Annotated in this window: 15 protein-coding genes and 1 pseudogene; 9 read left to right on the forward strand and 7 right to left on the reverse strand. The window is 59.1% G+C overall.

Features of this window, described 5'->3' with window-relative positions; genetic code table 11:
* On the forward strand, window positions 1-775 hold a 775-nt coding region (locus IF809_RS30270), incomplete at its 5' end, for an aspartate/glutamate racemase family protein (RefSeq protein ID WP_462839362.1).
* Between the two features lie 283 nt (window positions 776-1,058).
* On the opposite strand, the gene IF809_RS30275 is transcribed toward IF809_RS30270, so the two are convergent.
* Both IF809_RS30275 and IF809_RS30280 read right to left on the reverse strand, forming a co-directional pair.
* A complete protein-coding gene (locus tag IF809_RS30275) occupies window positions 1,059-1,778 on the reverse strand; it encodes an aspartate/glutamate racemase family protein (protein ID WP_441258717.1) in 720 nt (239 codons plus the stop codon).
* 54 nt (window positions 1,779-1,832) lie between these two features.
* A complete protein-coding gene (locus IF809_RS30280) occupies window positions 1,833-2,261 on the reverse strand; it encodes a hypothetical protein (protein WP_441258716.1) in 429 nt (142 codons plus the stop codon).
* Window positions 2,262-2,674: 413 nt separating this feature from the next.
* Here IF809_RS30280 and istA point away from each other — a divergent pair, with 413 nt between their 5' ends.
* The 6 genes and pseudogenes from istA (at window position 2,675) to IF809_RS30310 (ending at window position 6,653) form a co-directional block, all read left to right on the forward strand.
* A complete protein-coding gene (gene istA / locus IF809_RS30285) occupies window positions 2,675-3,982 on the forward strand; it encodes an IS21 family transposase (RefSeq protein ID WP_441258715.1) in 1,308 nt (435 codons plus the stop codon).
* Entirely contained in the window at window positions 3,982-4,869 is an 888-nt protein-coding gene (istB, locus tag IF809_RS30290; protein ID WP_441258714.1) for an IS21-like element helper ATPase IstB, read from the forward strand. Before istA ends, istB begins: the two co-directional genes overlap by 1 nt.
* 111 nt (window positions 4,870-4,980) lie before the next feature.
* Window positions 4,981-5,121: a hypothetical protein gene (locus IF809_RS30295; protein ID WP_441258713.1), complete on the forward strand. Its 141-nt coding sequence runs from the start codon at window positions 4,981-4,983 to the stop codon at window positions 5,119-5,121.
* A gap of 638 nt (window positions 5,122-5,759) precedes the next feature.
* Window positions 5,760-6,035: pseudogene (locus tag IF809_RS30300) on the forward strand (hypothetical protein); the annotation flags it as partial.
* Window positions 5,986-6,126, forward strand: a complete 141-nt coding sequence (locus IF809_RS30305) for a hypothetical protein (RefSeq protein WP_441261195.1) — start codon at window positions 5,986-5,988, stop codon at window positions 6,124-6,126. The pseudogene IF809_RS30300 and the gene IF809_RS30305, both read left to right, overlap by 50 nt.
* Window positions 6,084-6,653 carry a CoA transferase gene (locus IF809_RS30310; protein ID WP_441258712.1) on the forward strand — a complete coding sequence of 190 codons (570 nt, stop codon included), beginning with the start codon at window positions 6,084-6,086 and terminating at the stop codon, window positions 6,651-6,653. The genes IF809_RS30305 and IF809_RS30310 overlap by 43 nt, the downstream gene beginning before the upstream one ends.
* 459 nt (window positions 6,654-7,112) lie before the next feature.
* Here IF809_RS30310 and IF809_RS30315 read toward each other — a convergent pair whose 3' ends face one another.
* The 3 genes from IF809_RS30315 to IF809_RS30325 form a co-directional block, all read right to left on the reverse strand.
* On the reverse strand, window positions 7,113-8,078 hold the full coding sequence (locus IF809_RS30315; RefSeq protein WP_441258711.1) for a D-2-hydroxyacid dehydrogenase: 966 nt from the start codon (window positions 8,076-8,078) through the stop codon (window positions 7,113-7,115).
* Window positions 8,079-8,531: 453 nt separating this feature from the next.
* Window positions 8,532-9,932, reverse strand: a complete 1,401-nt coding sequence (locus IF809_RS30320) for an aminotransferase (protein ID WP_441258710.1) — start codon at window positions 9,930-9,932, stop codon at window positions 8,532-8,534.
* Between the two features lie 11 nt (window positions 9,933-9,943).
* Window positions 9,944-11,422, reverse strand: coding sequence for an NAD-dependent succinate-semialdehyde dehydrogenase (locus IF809_RS30325; protein ID WP_441258709.1), 1,479 nt, complete (start codon window positions 11,420-11,422; stop codon window positions 9,944-9,946).
* 187 nt (window positions 11,423-11,609) lie between these two features.
* Here IF809_RS30325 and IF809_RS30330 point away from each other — a divergent pair, with 187 nt between their 5' ends.
* The gene (locus IF809_RS30330) at window positions 11,610-12,086 is read left to right on the forward strand and encodes an Lrp/AsnC family transcriptional regulator (RefSeq protein ID WP_441258708.1); all 477 of its coding nucleotides are present in this window, start codon (window positions 11,610-11,612) and stop codon (window positions 12,084-12,086) included.
* Window positions 12,087-12,783: 697 nt separating this feature from the next.
* Here IF809_RS30330 and IF809_RS30335 read toward each other — a convergent pair.
* Both IF809_RS30335 and IF809_RS30340 read right to left on the reverse strand, forming a co-directional pair.
* Window positions 12,784-13,866: an ABC transporter ATP-binding protein gene (locus IF809_RS30335; protein ID WP_441258707.1), complete on the reverse strand. Its 1,083-nt coding sequence runs from the start codon at window positions 13,864-13,866 to the stop codon at window positions 12,784-12,786.
* A 55-nt stretch (window positions 13,867-13,921) separates the two neighbouring features.
* A complete protein-coding gene (locus IF809_RS30340; RefSeq protein ID WP_441258706.1) occupies window positions 13,922-15,676 on the reverse strand; it encodes an ABC transporter permease subunit in 1,755 nt (584 codons plus the stop codon).
* 673 nt (window positions 15,677-16,349) lie between these two features.
* Here IF809_RS30340 and IF809_RS30345 point away from each other — a divergent pair.
* Complete coding sequence (locus tag IF809_RS30345; RefSeq protein WP_462839363.1) at window positions 16,350-16,514, forward strand: hypothetical protein; 165 nt, start codon at window positions 16,350-16,352, stop codon at window positions 16,512-16,514.
* Window positions 16,515-16,752: the final 238 nt, after the last annotated feature.

Below are 16,752 nucleotides of genomic sequence, written 5' to 3' on the forward strand. Positions count from 1 at the left end.
CTCCCATAGAGGGGCGGTTCGGACATCGTCGCCAAAACGCAATCTGCAGTTTTACGGCGCACCGGTGGGTATCTTGATGGTTCAGCGCGCCTCGACAGACGACCCTTTTGATCGCTTTTACCCTCCTGGAAGCGTGAACAACGCGAGCACGTGGAGTGTCCCCGTTCGTTATAAGCCGATGCTGGGCCTTACCTTCCCGATGCTTCAAGTCCCCAACAACGCCGCGACAGAGTCTATCGCTGTGAAGGCTGCGGTTGAGCTTGCACGCGAGGGCGCGAGCTTTATCACCGCAAACTGTGGATTCATGGTCCGGTACCAGGAAGCGGTGCGAGCGGCGGTGGACATTCCTGTTTGCCTGTCCCCGCTTGTTCTAGCACCTTTCTTGGAGCGGATGCTTCCGCCGACTAAATCAGTCGGGATTATTACGGCCAAGGCGCCCTTTACTCCGGATCTGCTGGAAGCGGCCGGCATTTTACCTGATTGCAGGCGCGTCTCGATCGTCGGGCTCGAAAAATCACCGTCATTTGCATCTGTTATTCTGAACGCGACAGCTAACATGGACGTCGATGCCGTCGAGGCCGAAACAGTTCAAGCTGCTCTGGATTTGCAAGCTAAGCGACCAGATATAGGTGTGTTTTTGCTCGAGTGTTCTGAGCTTCCGCCCTACGCTGCGGCGGTCCAGAGAGCGACCGGCGTGCCCGTCTTTGATTACACCTCCATGGTCGAATTCTTCGTCAGGGGAGTAGTCCCTCGTCGTTTCTATGGGATCACTTAAAAAGTCAGACCGTGCGCGTTGGCAGCATGAGAGGTGATGCTCGCATCGCCCTAGAACCTGATTCCAAACTCTATTCTAAGCGGACGCTTGCGCGAATGTTCGCAAGATGAGTGTGGGCGATGCCGATCCGGCGTCGCGCTCTTGATTGTTCAATCATCGGAGGGCGGGTGAGCACGACCAGACAAAGCGAGGGCCGCAGCACCCGTTTTGAGCAAGCGGACGCTTGAAGACGATGGGCATCTCGCTTTGATGCACCTCTAAGTGACCAGGCGAACCCCGTGAGCTATCCCGCCGTCCAGCCGGTGGAGGCCATTGTGATGCGGCAAAGGTCAGTGATGTCGTAGACGGGTAGCTTCGCCGTACGGCGAACGTAGGCCGCAACGGTCGGGAATGCTGCGCATTCGAACAGGATTGTCGATATTTTTGGATGGGCGCTCCGCAGCCGTTGGATGCAGACCATGACATCGGTTTCAATTGCGGCGACATCCGTAGGCGGAGGAGGATTCTTCAATTCGTCATGCCAGAACTTACCGCCCTCGATGCCGCCAATCACGACCCTCGCGCGTTCATTCGGATCTTCCAGTCCGAGCAGATCTTCGCCGCAATGTGTCGAGTCGTAAGTTAGAACGGCAATCTTCGCCGAGCGCGGTAACTGCCGGAGCAGTGACGGTAGCAGGAGCAAGCTCGACATGACTACGGGCACCGTCACAGACGCAGCCACTGCGGACTGATGCCGGATAGAGAAGCCACACGTTGAGCTTATCGCGACAGCGCCGCGCTCGGCTAAGCGCTGAGCTGCTGCAACGAATGCCGGCTCCAACGCTGGATCTCCGCGAACGACGTTCTCCACCCAGGCTCCGGCAACGGTTTCCCAGATTACCGGGAAATCAAAGGTTCTCGGATGCAATACCGCGCCAGGCGCGGGCGTTGGTGGTGTTGCGCCGGGCACTAGGCCGCGCTCGAGGTGAAGAATGCCCAGTGAGGGTAGAGTTTGCGAGGTCATCCTCAGGATCCTAATGCAGATCGAAGCACGTTACGCGCAGTTTTTCTCTTGCGTTCACCGAATATCGCAGGAAAAGGATCGTGCGATGGAATCGCGGCGACCTTCCACTGCAGGCTCTGTTGTATTTCTAGGTGGCATCCCGGAAGTTCTGGCAAGCGTCAAAGTCAGCCCCATCGTCGGATCGGTTGGGTGAGGATCGGATCGTCTATTGAGCACGTCATCGTAAAAGCGGCTGATGCCGCGCATCATGCAGCTCTTGATCATATGTTCGGGAAAGGAGGTCCAGCCGCTGACCGCGGTATGAATATTATCCTCGTATTTGACTTCTGTCATGACGAACTCTTTGCTTTGCCCTGCGTCAACCCGACGCTCGACCTGGCCAACATGATCCTCCATCTGCTGACGGAAGTGTTTGACTTCGGCGGTGCCGCACACATTCCCGTGTCCCGGTACAATGTATCGGACGTCCAGCGCTTCAATCACTCCAACGGCCCAATCCAACCGTAGGTATCGGTATCCAGGAACGATGGTAACCCGCTTCGCACATGGGATCGCCAACAAAGGCAATCTCCTGGTGCGGAATAACGGCGATAATTGAACTGGGAGCGTGTCCACAGAGCGGATGAGTTCAAAGTTAATCCGCCCACGTCCAGGAACATGAGGTCCGTGAAGGTCAAGGTCGGGACCCTGGGGACATATCCTGGAAACGGTATTTCATTCCCGAAGGGTCCAAGATCTCCAAAGTCGCGCGAAAGCCTTGATTGACCTCGATTGCGACATGTACCGCCTGGTGTACCTATGAGAGACAATCTCCCCCGTGTCGCGCGCCATGGAAAACTGCCCCCTCAGCGTCACGAGGAATTGCCCCCCTCCTCGGATAGCTGAGGAGAGAGTGAATGAAGCAGGAACGAATCACTGAAGGCTCGCCGTGGAGTGATCCACGGGGGCAGGTGATGAAGACGCCGGATGACGTGGCGGAGATGTTGCGCCTGAGGGCGTGCGGGTGGGGTGTGAAGCGAATTGCGCGGCAGCTGGGCTGCAGCCATCACACGGTGAAGGACTACGTGGCGGCGGGCGGGGTGAAGCCGTTCAAGTCGCCTGAGCGGCCGAAGCGTCTCGACGGCCTTGAGGGTTGGCTGCGCGAGAGGCTCATTCGGCATCGCGGCAATGCCGACGTGGTGCGCCAGGACCTGTTGGCCGAGAAGGGCGTGACCGTCAGCCGGCGGACCCTGCAACGCGCCGTGCAGCCCTATCGCCAGGCGCTGAAGGCGGAGGCGTTAGCGACGACGCGGTTCGAGACGCCGCCAGGCCGGCAGCTGCAGATCGACTTCGGCGAGCGTCTGGTCGAGATCGGAGGGGCGAGAGTCAAGGCATTCGTGTTCGTGGCAACGCTTGGGCATTCGCGGCGGCTGCATGTGCGTGCGTTCCGGGCCGAGAGGCAGGAGCATTGGTTCGCCGGGCTCGAGAGCACATTCACGACCTTCAGCGGTGTGCCGGAGGAAGTGCTGATGGACAATCCTCGGGCGCTTGTCGTGCGCCATGACGCGGTGAGCCGGTCGGTTCAGTTTAACGACAAGCTGATCGCCTTCGCAAAACATTGGGGCTTCCGTCCTCGCGCTTGCGCGCCATATCGGGCGCGCACGAAGGGCAAGACGGAGAACGGCGTCGGCTACGTGAAGAAGAACGCGATGGCCGGCCATTCCTTCCCAAGCTGGGAAGCATTCGAGGCGCATCTCGACAGGTGGGAGCGCGAGGTTGCGAACGTTCGTATCCACGGCACGACCGGGGAGGCGCCGATAGCTCGCTTTGCGCGTGACGAGGCACACCGGTTGAAGCCACTTAGCGGGCAACCGTCGTTCGGATCATTGCGTGAACTGACCCGCGTCGTCGGCAATGATTGCGCTGTAGAGATCGACACGAACAGCTACTCGGTGCCGTGGCGCCTGATTGGCGAGCGCGTGGCGGTAACGATTGCGGCTGGCGAGGTGCGGATCCGCCATGGATTGCACCAGGTTGCGATCCACAAGCAATCGAAGGGTCGCCGGCTGCGGATCATCGACACCGCCCACCTCGATGGTGTTGCCGGTCACAACGGCGCGGTCCGCCGGGCTGAGATCGCGGCGGCGGTGCTGGCGCCGTCCTCACCGCCGTCGTTGTTGCGCCCTCTTGCCGAATACGAAGCCGTGGTTGGAGGAAGCTTCTGATGGCGCGGGCAAAGAAGATAATGGAAGCGACGACCGATCCGCTCGATGCCATGCTGGCGCGACTGCAGCTCTCCGGGATCCGCGATCAGCTCGACAGCCTGCTCGACGAGGCGGCGCGCGCGAACCTGTCGGCGCGTGAGACACTGATCCTGCTGTGCGAGCGCGAGATTGCGCGCAAGGATCATCGCCGCATCGAGATGGCACTAAAACTTGCACACTTCCCGACCGTGAAGGAGCTCGCGGGCTTCGACTTCGAGGCGCAGCCGTCGATCGATCCGAAGCAGATCCGCGACCTGGCCGCGTCACGTTGGATCGCCAACGGCGAGAATGTGCTGCTGCTCGGTCCGCCGGGCGTCGGTAAGACGCACCTGTCGATCGCGCTCGGGCGAGAGGCGATCCTGGCCGGTTACACGGTGCAGTTCACAACCGCGACGACGCTGGTCGCGGGTCTTGCCAAGGCGCACGGCGACAGACGCCTGGACGAGAAGCTACTCGCCCTGTCGAAGCCAAAGCTGCTGATCGTCGACGAGCTCGGTTATCTGCCGCTCGAACCTGATGCGGCGCACCTGTTCTTCCAGCTGGTCAGCCGGCGCTACGAAACCGGCGCCATGCTGATTACCTCGAACCGCAGCGTTGCCGAATGGGGCACCGTGTTCGCCGATCCCGTGGTCGCCACCGCGATCCTCGACCGGCTCCTCCACTACAGCCACGTGCTGACGATCCGCGGCGACAGTTATCGGCTCCGCGCCAAGCGCAAGAGCGGTCTCATCAAGCCGCCGACCGCCGGTGACGGCCCTCCGGTCGGCTCCGCCTCCCTCCGGCCCGTCACCGGCGGAAACAACTTCAACCGAGATCATAGTGCCGATGGTGGGGGCAGTTCTTCATGACGCAAAGGGGGCAGTTCCGGATGGCGTTTGACATCCCCCGGATGATGCGCTCCGCCGCGAGGGGCGCGCCTTCGAGGCCGTCGTCGCCCGTCCGCGGGGTGTTCAACGGATATGGGACTGAACCGATACTTTGCGGCGCTGCCCCTGGCCTCCGCCTATGGTGCCGTGATCGCCGCATCGGCCACGGCGCTGGCCCTCCAGGCGAGGGAACGCAGCGGTGTTGGCGACCACATCAAAGTACTGCTCATCTGAGCAGTCACGGAGGCGCTCGCGTACACGCGGCGGCTCAAACCGCAGTTGCCGATGGATTCAGACCTTCAGGATACCTTCTATCGAAACGGTGGCTACAGGTGCAAGGACGGGCGGATGTTCCGTAGCCTACCCGGCCACAAGCTTCATACAAGGCGCTGCCTGCAGGGTCTCGGGATTGCGACGGCCTCGTTGCCGAAAGGTTGGTCAAGAAGGCGATTCCTACCTTCCCACGCGCGAATGGAAATCGGATCACCTTCTAAGCGTCTGGCCATTGCCTCGCCACTGCAGACAAGATCATCGCGCGGATGAAGGCCGCGTTCCTGACCCGCCCTTCGGCGGAGTGGGAACACATCTTCCGGGAACACCGCATTGCGGACACCCCACAGAATTTCCTAGGAGAGTGGCTGCATCATGAACACGCCTTGTCTGCGGGTCTGTTGGTGACCGAGCCAGAATTTGGACCGATGACCCGGCCTGGACCTGTGTGCTGGATGCAGGATAGCGGCGAAGCAATGTTAAATCCGATGCCCCTCCGATGGGTGGCGGCCGGCGAGGCCGTCGCTGCACTCTCGGCGCCCCCTGCGCAGCGATCAGCGCCCCGGATAGGCCAAGAACTGTCGGGATAGCTCGACGGCTTACGGGTTCTCGACATGGCCAACATCATTGCCGATCGGCACACCGCATTCTACCTGGCCCGCTTCGCCGCGGAGGTGATCAAGATCGACCCGGTGCGGTCCCATTATCATGCCGGCTTCAACGTCTTCATAGCGATGTTCAACATGCCGGAAAGCAGTCGGCGCAGGTTGACATCACCGCGCCAAGAGGCCGTGAGGTCTTCGAGAGGCTCTCAAACCGGTCGACGTCATCGTCTGGAACGCAACCGACCGAGACGTCAATCGCAGGGGGCTGGATAGGAAGAGCCTGGAGACGCTCAATCCAAACGTGATCTTCTGTCAGGTCGATTGCTTTGGCGGCCCACCCGTGGTTCGCGCCGCGACGACCTAGGCTACGACGACATCGCCCGGGCAGTGAGCGGAATCATGCTCAGGTTTGGCGGTTCATCGGAAACTCCCGAAGGGCACGCGCACTTGGGGACGATCGACGCCTTGGGTGCATATAGCTTGGCTCTGGGCGTTGCGGCCGCGTTGTACCAGAAGTCGAAAATCGGCCGGGTGTGGCGACCCAGGAGGTCGCTGACGGCACTCTCGGGCCTGCTGCAGATCCCTATTGCTACGACTTTCCAGGGCGGCAGCCATTTGACGAACCCGTCGGTCCTGATGCCAAGGGCTTCAGCGCACTGGCGCGCCCCTACGTGGCGAGCTGTCGCCGACAGCATCATGTTGAACGACCTCGTAAGCGACTTGCCTCGGCTCGCGAGAGTCGATGGTTTGCAAGGGATCGCCGGCGCAGGACAAGTCGGTGTTCCTTGCCGCGGCGATCGGACAGGTCACTGCACAAGAATGGCTGTCGAGATTGAATGCGCCAGATACTGGCGTGGCAATCTGCGGGAGCATCAATGCGATACGTTCTGAAAATTGTCGCCCGGCGGATGCCGCGCCGGGAACCGACCGAGGCAGCTTCTCCATTTCGAGATACCCTGACCACCCGAGCAGCCATTCGGTCCACAGCTCGCCCCCTATGCCGTTCGACCGGCGGTCGAGAAAGTCTATGCGCTTGCCCCCGCCCAGAAATACGGCGCCGTCTACTCGAATTATCCTACTGTGTTTGGAATACACCGACGCCGACATCGACGCGCTGCTCGCCGCCGGCGATGTCAGAGAGAGTTGAAGTCGCGAGTACTCGCCGAGCTGAACTCTCCTGGTGATGCCGGTCCGCCTTGCCGATGACCCGCGTCTGCGAACCGGTCTTTGTGTCGGGGTACGCAGCTGGCGCCCGGCCAGTCGCATTCAAGTGTGAAGAGGTCCCGCGCGGCCGAAGCCGGTCATGAGCGTGAGCGTCACGTCGCCAAGGCGCCATTCGGAACTGCGATTTCAATAGCCACGTTGCAGGTCTATAACATTTTTCAAGGCCTGCCCGCTTAGCAAGCGCTCAATGTTGTCGGCCAATATGGGGAATACTCGATCGGTATAGTTTGGCTGTGTCCCCGACACATGCGGCGTCACGATTACGTTTGGCAGGTCCCATAACGGGCTGTTGTGCGGCAAAGGCTCCTGCTCGAACACGTCAAGCATCGCACCAGCGATCGCATTTGTCTGCAAGGCCTTTATGAGCTCTGCCTCGACAACTGCGTTTCCCCGCCCGATATTGATGAGAAATGCGTCGGACCGCATGCGTGCGATCTCAGGTGCGCCTATAAGGCCGGTCGTATCCGGCGTTGCCGGCAGTGCGAGGACCACAAAATCACAGAGCGGCAGTAGATTGTGTAGCGCATCCAAGGAGAACAGCCTGTCGACGACGTCGATCGGAACTGACGTATCGCGCTTCAAGCCGAATACAGTCATGCCGGCGCCCTTGGCACGACGAGCAATAGTCGTACCGATAGAACCCAGCCCTACGACACCGAGCGTCTTCTCTGCTAGAGGAGCCACAGGGCGTGGGATCCACTTGCGCTCCGATTGCTCACGCAGAAATCGCATAAAGTCCCAATGGAGCATTGTGACACCGCCCATCACAAAATCAGCGATGCCCTCACCATGCAGGCCCCTCACATTGGTCACAACGATGCGGCCGATCAGTTGATCGCGGATGGGGAGCATTGACTCGACTCCCGCCGCAGCGGACTGGATCCAGCGTAGATTCTTCGCTTGACATAACAGCTCAGGCGAAATGCGAGATGCCAACAGTGCATCCGCCTGGCCAATATTTTCTTCGAGGCTACGGCGGTTCGCCGCCTCAATCGCACGGACGTGGGGGAAGCGCTTCGCTATGAGTTGGGCATATACGTCGGCATCCGGGTCGTTGAGGAGAATGGTAAGAGAGGGGCTGTCGCCGGGCATCTCGGTCTGGATCCTTTGTTGCGGTTAAACTCAGAATGGTCGGATGTTGGCGATTCGTTGGGCTGCAAAATGATTTGGGCTACGACAGCACAGGTCGGGCATTGCCGGTCTCAGCGGTAGCCCGGGTCGTTTTTGTCGAAAATCGCAGCAAACGTCGCAAATGGCTCATTCGGCAAGCATTCTCTCACGCGCGGCGCTACGCTAGAGCTCTCGATTGCTGATATGTCGAGGCGTCTCCGCGGCCGCAGAGAAACGACTATCCGTTGAGGCACATGCAAGTCTGGCTACCCGCAAACAATTCCGCGTCGATGTCGGCGAGGGAGAACTCCACGACGAAACCCGCTACGGACGGATCGGCGGCCTTGCGGAGAGCTTCCTGCGACGTAGAAGCCTGCCAGATCCGCTCATGCGAGTCGTCGGCATGCGATTCACCCGTGTTCGAGAGTCCACCTCTCAAGCCATGGCAGCATCTTTGGCGAGCTCATCCATGACTTGCTTCGTCGCTCGATAGGCCAACTCGACGATCTCGTCGATCTCCGCTTCGGAGACGACGAGAGGCGGAGCAAACCCTAGAATGTCGCCGTGTGGCATCGCTCGTGCAATGAGCCCCCGATCACGAGCAGCCTTGGAGATGCGGGCGCCCACCTTGAGCTGCGCATCGAATCGCCGCTTTGACTGCCGATCCGCCACGAATTCGATCGCGCCAAGCAGCCCCACACCCCGCACCTCACCGACGATTTCGAGCTGCGCAAATCGCTCCTTGAGCCGCTTCTGAAAGTGTGCGCCTACGACTCTCGCCCTGTCGCTAAGTCTTTCATTTTCGACGATATCGAGGACCGCGTTGGCGGCGGCTGCCGCGATTGGATGGCCAGAATAGGTGTAGCCGTGTGAGAATGCCCCGATGCGATCCGCGGCTTCCTCCATCACTGCATAAACTCTCTCGCCAACAATGGCTCCCGAGAGTGGCACGTACCCAGACGTCAACCCTTTGGCGACCGTCACCAGGTCTGGCTCCATTCCGTACAGAGTGCTGCCAAAGTCAGCGCCGGTTCGCCCAAAGCCACAAATGACCTCATCCGCGATCAGAAGGATGTCGTAACGCCTCAGCACAGCCTGAACTTCGCGCCAATAGCCCGCCGGCGGCGGTGTTATACCGCCCGTACCAAGCACCGGCTCGCCAATGAAGGCGCCGATCGTCTCCGGCCCCTCCCGTACGATCAGCTGTTCGAGCTCGACCGCACGCCTCCGAGAAAAGTCCTCTTCCGTCTCGCCCGGCTCGGCGCCCCAATAATGGTGCGGGGTCCCCGTGTGCAGGATGCCCGGGAAGGGAAGATCCATATGATCATGGTAGAACGACATCCCGGTCATCGAACCGGAGATCACTGAGCAGCCGTGATAACCGCGCTCGCGCGAGATGATCTTCTTCTTCTTGGGATGACCCCGCAGATTATTGTAGTACCAGACGAGCTTGGCCTGGGTCTCGTTAGCGTCCGACCCTGACAAGCCGAAGAATACTTTACTTGGTTTTCCCGGAGCCATTCGCACGAGACGATTTGCGAGTTTGGCCAACTCGTCGGTCGTGTGCGCCGCATACGTATGATAGTATGCGAGTTTGTAAGCTTGCCGCGCAATGGCCTCCGCCACCTCGGTCCGGCCGTATCCAATGTTTACGCAGTAGAGACCAGCAAAGGCGTCAATGTAAGTATGGCCCTGCGCGTCTTCGATGCGGATACCCTTCCCTCCTGTAACGATTGTCGGGTCACCCGCTTGTCCGCTCGCAAACTCCTTGAGCTGAGTGAATGGGTGCAGAACACTCGAACGATCCAGCTCGGCGATGGCCTTAAGGTCAGACATTCCGCATTCTCCTAGCCCGTCAAATCGCCGAAGCAGACGTACTTCAGCTCCATATATTCTGCCAATCCGTGCCGCGATCCTTCGCGACCAAGCCCAGACTGCTTCCATCCGCCAAAGGGAATCGGCGGGCCAGTGAACGATGCGGTATTGATTCCAATCATTCCGCACTCGAGTTGCTCCGAAAGCCTGAGCGCTCGGCGCAGGTTGTCGGTGTAGACGTATCCAGCCAGCCCCATCTCGTTCGCGTTGGCGCGTGCGACGACCTCGTCTTCAGAGTCGAAGGGCAGCACGGCCGCCACGGGCCCAAACGTCTCCTCATGTGCGATGAGCATCTCTTCGGTTACATCGCTCAGCAGCGTCGGAGCAACAAAGTTTTCGCCCAGTTCGTCGCCTAGCTTTGGGGAGAAAACCCGCGCCCCCTTTGCCGCCGCGTCACTGATTTGGGCCCTGCATTTGTTAGCTACCGCCGCCTTCGTCATCGGCCCAATATCCGTTGTAGCGTCCAGGCCATGACCAACCCTGAGCTTGGAAATTGCCGCAGCAAAGGAGTCGATGAAGTCGCTATAGATGCGTCTTTGTACGTAGATGCGGTTAGCTGCCAAGCAGTCCTGGCCGGACGTCGCGAACTTGGCGGCCATCACGCCTCTGACGGTTTTGCGAAGATCGACATCATCAAAGACGAGAAAGGGCGCATGCCCTCCGAGCTCGAGCGACACTTTCTTCACGGTCGCAGCGGATCCTTCCAGCAATAGGCGACCGACTTGAGTAGAACCCGTGAAGGAAAGGGCACGTATCCTCGTGTCTTCCAACAAGGACGCCGAAAGTTCGATGGGATCACCAACCAGCACCTGAAACACGCCAGGCGGGACACCTGCTTCTTCGGCGAGTCGGGCCACAGCAAGAGCAGATAGAGGGGTCTCGGGGGCAGGTTTCACGATGATAGGGCAGCCGGCGGCAAGGGCTGCTCCGGCCTTTCGTGTAATCATGGCAACCGGAAAGTTCCAAGGCGTGATCGCAGCGGAGACGCCGATTGGCTGCATACGCACCTGAAGCAAACTTCCAGGCTTATGACTGGGGATGGTCTCTCCGTAGGCTCGCTCGCCCTCCGCCGCGAACCAGTCGAGGAACCCGGCACCGTACGTAATCTCGTGGCGAGACTCAGAAAGCGGCTTGCCCTGCTCGCTCGTGACCAGGACGGCGAGGTCATCCGAATGCTCGAGCATCAACCTGGCCCATGACCTAAGTATCGCCCCACGGGTCGCCGGCAAAAGCGCTCGCCAGGAGCCGAACGCAGTCTCAGCTGATGTGACCGCGAGGTTTACGTCTCGGGCGCTGCAGCGGCTAACCTCCGCAATATCCTCCTCGGTAGCTGGATCGACGACAGTGTCCGTCGAGGCCTTCGTTACCCATCGGCCGTCAATGAGTGCGGCGCCAGCAAGGAAGTCGCGGCGCCTCACGCTTTGCAAATGTCTTTTTGCGATACCGATCATGTGCGGACCGGTCTGTCGAACTGTGCCAGCTTCCACTTGAGAGTCCTGCGCGTCATCTGTTGAAATTGTCCATGCAATCAGGCTACCTTCGATGCACGGTAGTTTGCGTCGCATTTCTGGTCGAGTGGGATGATTTCCTGCATCACGCACTGAATTCGCGGCGATATTCACCAAGGGGGAGCCGTTCATGCAATACGATAGAATAGATGCCCGCATCCTGGAGATCGTGCAAAAGAATAACCGACTAACATCAGAGACGATCGGCGAACTTGCCGGACTTTCGGCCACGGCGTGTCAACGACGACTGAAGAGACTTCGGTGTGAGGGCATCATCGAGTCGGACGTGTCCATCGTCTCACCGAAAGCTGTAGGACGGCCAATTCAAATGCTGGTGTTGGTGACGTTGGAGCGCGAACGTTCCGACATCATCGACAAATTTAAGAAGGCAATCAAATCGTCAGTTGATGTCGTGAATGGATTTTATGTCACCGGCGAAGCTGACTTTGTCCTGTACATCACGGCGCGTACCATGGAGGATTATGAGCAGTTCACTCGCCGCTTTTTCTACGAGAACGCGGACATCAAGGGCTTTAAGACAATGGTGATAATGGACCGGGTGAAGGCAGGCTTTGCCATTCCGATCGATGTTTCGTCCGAGGACTAGTGCGGATGTCCATATGTTCTGGTGTGCTCGTCGCCCACTCGTGGTTACCCACCCTAACCGTCTCCCGTGTCCCTTCCCTAGCTGGCCCTATAGTGTCCGAAGCGGCACCGCCTAGGATAAACTCATACGAAAGTCGCGGCGGGCTGCTTGGAACGCTCGCCTGTCGCGTCCAGTATCGTGTGAGGCGAAACGGCCAGATCAGGTGCAGAAGATAAACCGGCGATGCGCCTCAGCCTATAAATCCATCCAAGCAGAGGGAGTGGGTAACGTACACCGCCTACACGTTTGTGGGCTCGTGGTTTACTGGTCTGGACGAGGGCAGCGATAGCCATGAGGTCGGAAAGACCGAAGCTAATCGGCTGGCCTGCCGCAAGGAACGTCAAGCGGCTCAAGCCTCATCCAGTGCGTCACCCCTTGGTTTGTGACAGAGAACGCGCAGATGAGCCGATGTATGGCTACTCAAAGCGCGATCTCTGGCGAGCAATCTGACCAGACGAACCCATGTATGGTCTTCCTCGAACTGACAATATCGAAGACTGCTCGAGCCGTCCTCCCGACAAGTTATCATCCGCAGAGCAGCGGCAAGCAAAAGCGGTGGGGCAAGCTGTACGGGTCGATCCGGCTGCCTACCCCACTCCTTCGACAGACGAGACCGCCGCCGCGAATCCGCAAAGTGCGCACAAGCGATGACGGCAACTCACTCTGTAAGGATCGTTGCGTCGTTTTCAATCCACGATGCGACACAGACATCGCCGATGTGGGGCATAGTGTCGGCAGAGATGTTCAGCACCTTCGACGTCAGCTGCAGTCCTGAATCGCTGCGGAATTGATAGATCGTGGCGTCACCGACGAACGTCTTTTCCACTATGCGCCCTTGAATCCCACCCGAGTGTCCGGCGACGAGGCGCAAATGCTCGGGCCGCACACAAAGCGTCGCATCCCTGTCTCCGCCCGTCCATGGCGCGGCGGGCAACATCTCGCCTGCAGGACCGTGAACGGTGCCGGATTTGAGTTTGGCAGGGATAAGATTTACTTCACCGACGAAACTTGCCACGAACAAGTCAGCGGGCTTGCGATAGATGTCCTGCGGACAAGAGACCTGCCGAATCCGCCCTTCGTGCATGACCGCGACCCGATCGGACATGGCGAGTGCCTCGTCCTGATCGTGTGTGACGTAGACCATCGTTTTGCCAACTTCCCTATGCAGGGTCTTGATCTCGTTTCTGAGATGCTCGCGCAACTTCCGGTCGAGAGCGCCCAAGGGCTCGTCAAGGAGAAGAACGGGTGGGTTGAACACGAGTGCGCGTGCGATCGCTACTCTCTGCTGCTGACCGCCGGACATCTGGTGCGGGTAGCGAGAGGCCAACGCACCCAAGTGGACCTGATCGAGAACTCGGCGGACGCGGCTTTCGATCTCCGCCTTCCCCATACGACGCATACGCAGGGGGTAGGCAACGTTCTCGGCGACCGTCATATGCGGGAACAGAGCATAATTCTGAAAGATCACACCGAGTTCGCGCCGGTGCGGTGGCAAACGAGTAATGTCCTTGTCGTCCAGTTGCACCCGACCGCTATCCGGCATCTCGAATCCAGCGATCATCATCAGAGTTGTGGTCTTTCCTGATCCGCTCGCGCCGAGCAAGGAGATGAACTCTCCAGGTGAAATGGACAGACTGACATCGTCAACGGCCGTTACGCCGCCGTAGCGCTTTTGCAGGCTGTGTAGCGAAATGCCTCCGGTCTTCACTTCGGTACCGCTAACCTTGGATGTCATCAACATTTCAGCTCCCAGGAGTACTTTGAGTACGTTCGCATCTCTTCGTTTGCCCGCGTCGTCAGGTTTTCTTCCTGGGGCCCAGCACGGCGCTGATGATAATAACAGTCGCGGCAAACACCATCTGCAGCGTGGCCACGGCCGCGATGGTTGGATTTATATCTTGTCTGATCCCCTCCCACATACGCATCGGCAACGTCGTGATCCGCCCGATGCCAAGGAACAGCACGTAAACGACATCGTCAAATGAAGTGAGGAAGGTGAAGAACACCGCGACAATCAATGCTGGCATAACAAGCGGCACAATGATCGTCCGGAAGGTGACCAGGGGACCCGCACCTAGGCTGCGTGCCGCGCGCTCGTATGTCGGGTTCAGATCGCGCAAATTAGCAACAACGATCACGACGACATAGGGAATTGCATGGACCGCGTGGCCGAGTGCCAACCCGAGCTCCGTGCCTTGGAGCCCAACTCGCACCAGCACGAAATAGGTCGCGACCGCTACCACAATGGTCGGTAAAATGATCGGCGAGAGAACGAGAGCAACGACGGCGCCTCGACCACGAATGCCGCCGCGCGACAGACCGAATGCCAGCATGCTGCCGAGCAGCGTCGCCATCGCGGCGGCCATTAAAGCAACCCGGATGCTAACCAAAGTCGCGCGCACCCACAGTGGATCGGAGAAATAGGTCTGGTAGTTGCGCAGCGAGTAGTGCAGTACCGGAAAGACGAAGTAAGACGACGCGCTGAACGACAGGTAGGCGACAATCAGGACTGGCAGCAAGAGCAGTGCTGCGAGAAAACTCGCAAAAATGGAAACACCTCGACCTCCCATTGAGGGTAGCCAACGGTCAAGCGCATTCGCTGCAGAACCTATCCGGATCAGCCACTGCGCACCGAGTCGGCGTTGAACACCGGCTTTCGAACTGAGCTTGTCATTGGAGAGTCCCAAGAGTTGCTCGATGGGAAAGAACCGCGCGCCAACCCACAAAATGAGCAAGACGGTCGTCAAGAGGACCATGGAAAGAGCTGAGGCGAAATTCCAGTTAAGCAGATCCACGACCTGGGAGCTGATTTCCATCGTAATCATGACATCCGATAGGCCGCCGAGTAGTGCGGGCGTCACGTAGAAGCCAAGACAATAGATGAATGCTAGCAACACTCCAGCGATGACGCCCGGCAGGCTGAGCGGTAGAAATATTGTTAGGAAGGCGGCGACCGGACTTGCACCGTTGGCTCTTGCGGCACGCAGTAGCTTTTGATCTATGCCAGACATGACCGTGAGCATCGGCAAGATCATGAGCGGCATGATGACGTGAACCATGCCGACGATCACACCGAAACGGTTGTAGAGCATCGGAACGGGTTGCGAGACCCATCCGAGCTGGAGCAGCATCTGATTGACGACACCGTTGCGTCCCAGAAGGACGACCCACGAAAAGGTCCGCGCTAGAACGCTTGTGAAATATGGGAGCACGACCGCGACGAGGAGAAAGGTGCGCAGCACCACTCCGCCTGTTGCGAGCGAGTATGCAATCGGGTAACTCAGCACGAAGCTAAGCGCCGTCACCATTACGCTGATTTCCAAGGTGTTGCGCAAGACGACGATGTAGGCGGGGTTGTCCCCGATGCGCAGGAAATGCGCCAGCGTCCAGTTTGGCATCCCGAACGAAAGGAGCAGAAGCTCCGATAGTGGCACCACAAAGAGCACCGCCAGGAACAGGGCCCCTGGTAGAAGGAGCCAGGCCCAGGGTGTGACCCGGCCCGACGGTGCTGGCGAGGTCGCTGGTGGATTGTTCATTGCGATGGATGTCATCGGGCCCGCCATGTCAGCCAACGCTCCTGGACGTGATCTGCATTGGTTTTGCCGTCTGGGCGCGCCGCGGCCGCAGATGACTGAAGAAGTGAGCGCCGGCTCGGGCGAAAAAATGAATGGCGATTAGGCTGAACAGCCATTGCCCCCTTGCTCCTCCGTTTCGTGTCGCTAAGCACGGTCGTAATATGCGCAGGCGCATAAGGACGGCGAAGATTGCCTTCTAGTCGGTGAAATTATGCGGGATGATGCGTTGCCGCGCATTTCGACGTGGCTTGAAGCAGCAGTCCCGAGAGATCGCCTCGGGAGCCTGTTCCAACGTCGTCCGGCACGGCGACCTAAGTTAGGGGGCGGAGCCTCAGCCTCAGAGCCGTCTAATCAACTTAGCGTTGTGTCTCAGGCCGAGATTGTACCCGCGCGCTGCGGCAGCCACAGTCACTCCGGCGCGTCTGTCTCGAACAAATATCCGTACTCTGTGCACGACGATCTGTTGAAGCTGACGGGGTCGGCAAATTGTCAGGAAAGATGACGCCGCAACCGGCTGTTCTGGATCGGTGCTGATGCTTAGGAGCGAGGCGTCATCCAAGACGGAAGTGGGTCAAGCGGCGTCCGATAGACTTCGGCATTCTGGTGGCTGGTCACTCGCACCGCACAGCCTTTGGACTTTCGACTCCGGATGTACGAAAGAGAGCTCGGTCGCAAGCTGCTGCGCTCGGTCGGCCGCCAGCTCAATATTTTCAAGGATCAGCCCGCCCTGATTCTTGTACTCATCGCCAATCATGAGGTCAAAAGAGTAATACGGCATTTTGAAAGTAAGACCGCAACGCCGGGAAATTGCTGATCAGGCGCAAGGTCGTGCTCAGTTGAGACCAAGGCCACCTTCAAGCTGCTAGGTCGGCTTTTTCTGCATGGCTTAGCTCACCACGTTTTTTCCTCATACTGGGGCCCACGAGCTGCCTACGCCGATGCGGAAGCTGCATCGCACTTGCGTCTTAAGTCTCAATGCGACCAACCTCTGTGCCGTGTGGTGGGCTGCGTGAGCCTCGAGATGCGCCCCCTGGGATGCCTTCCCTTGAGCA

Source organism: Bradyrhizobium sp. UFLA06-24 (genome assembly GCF_054967145.1).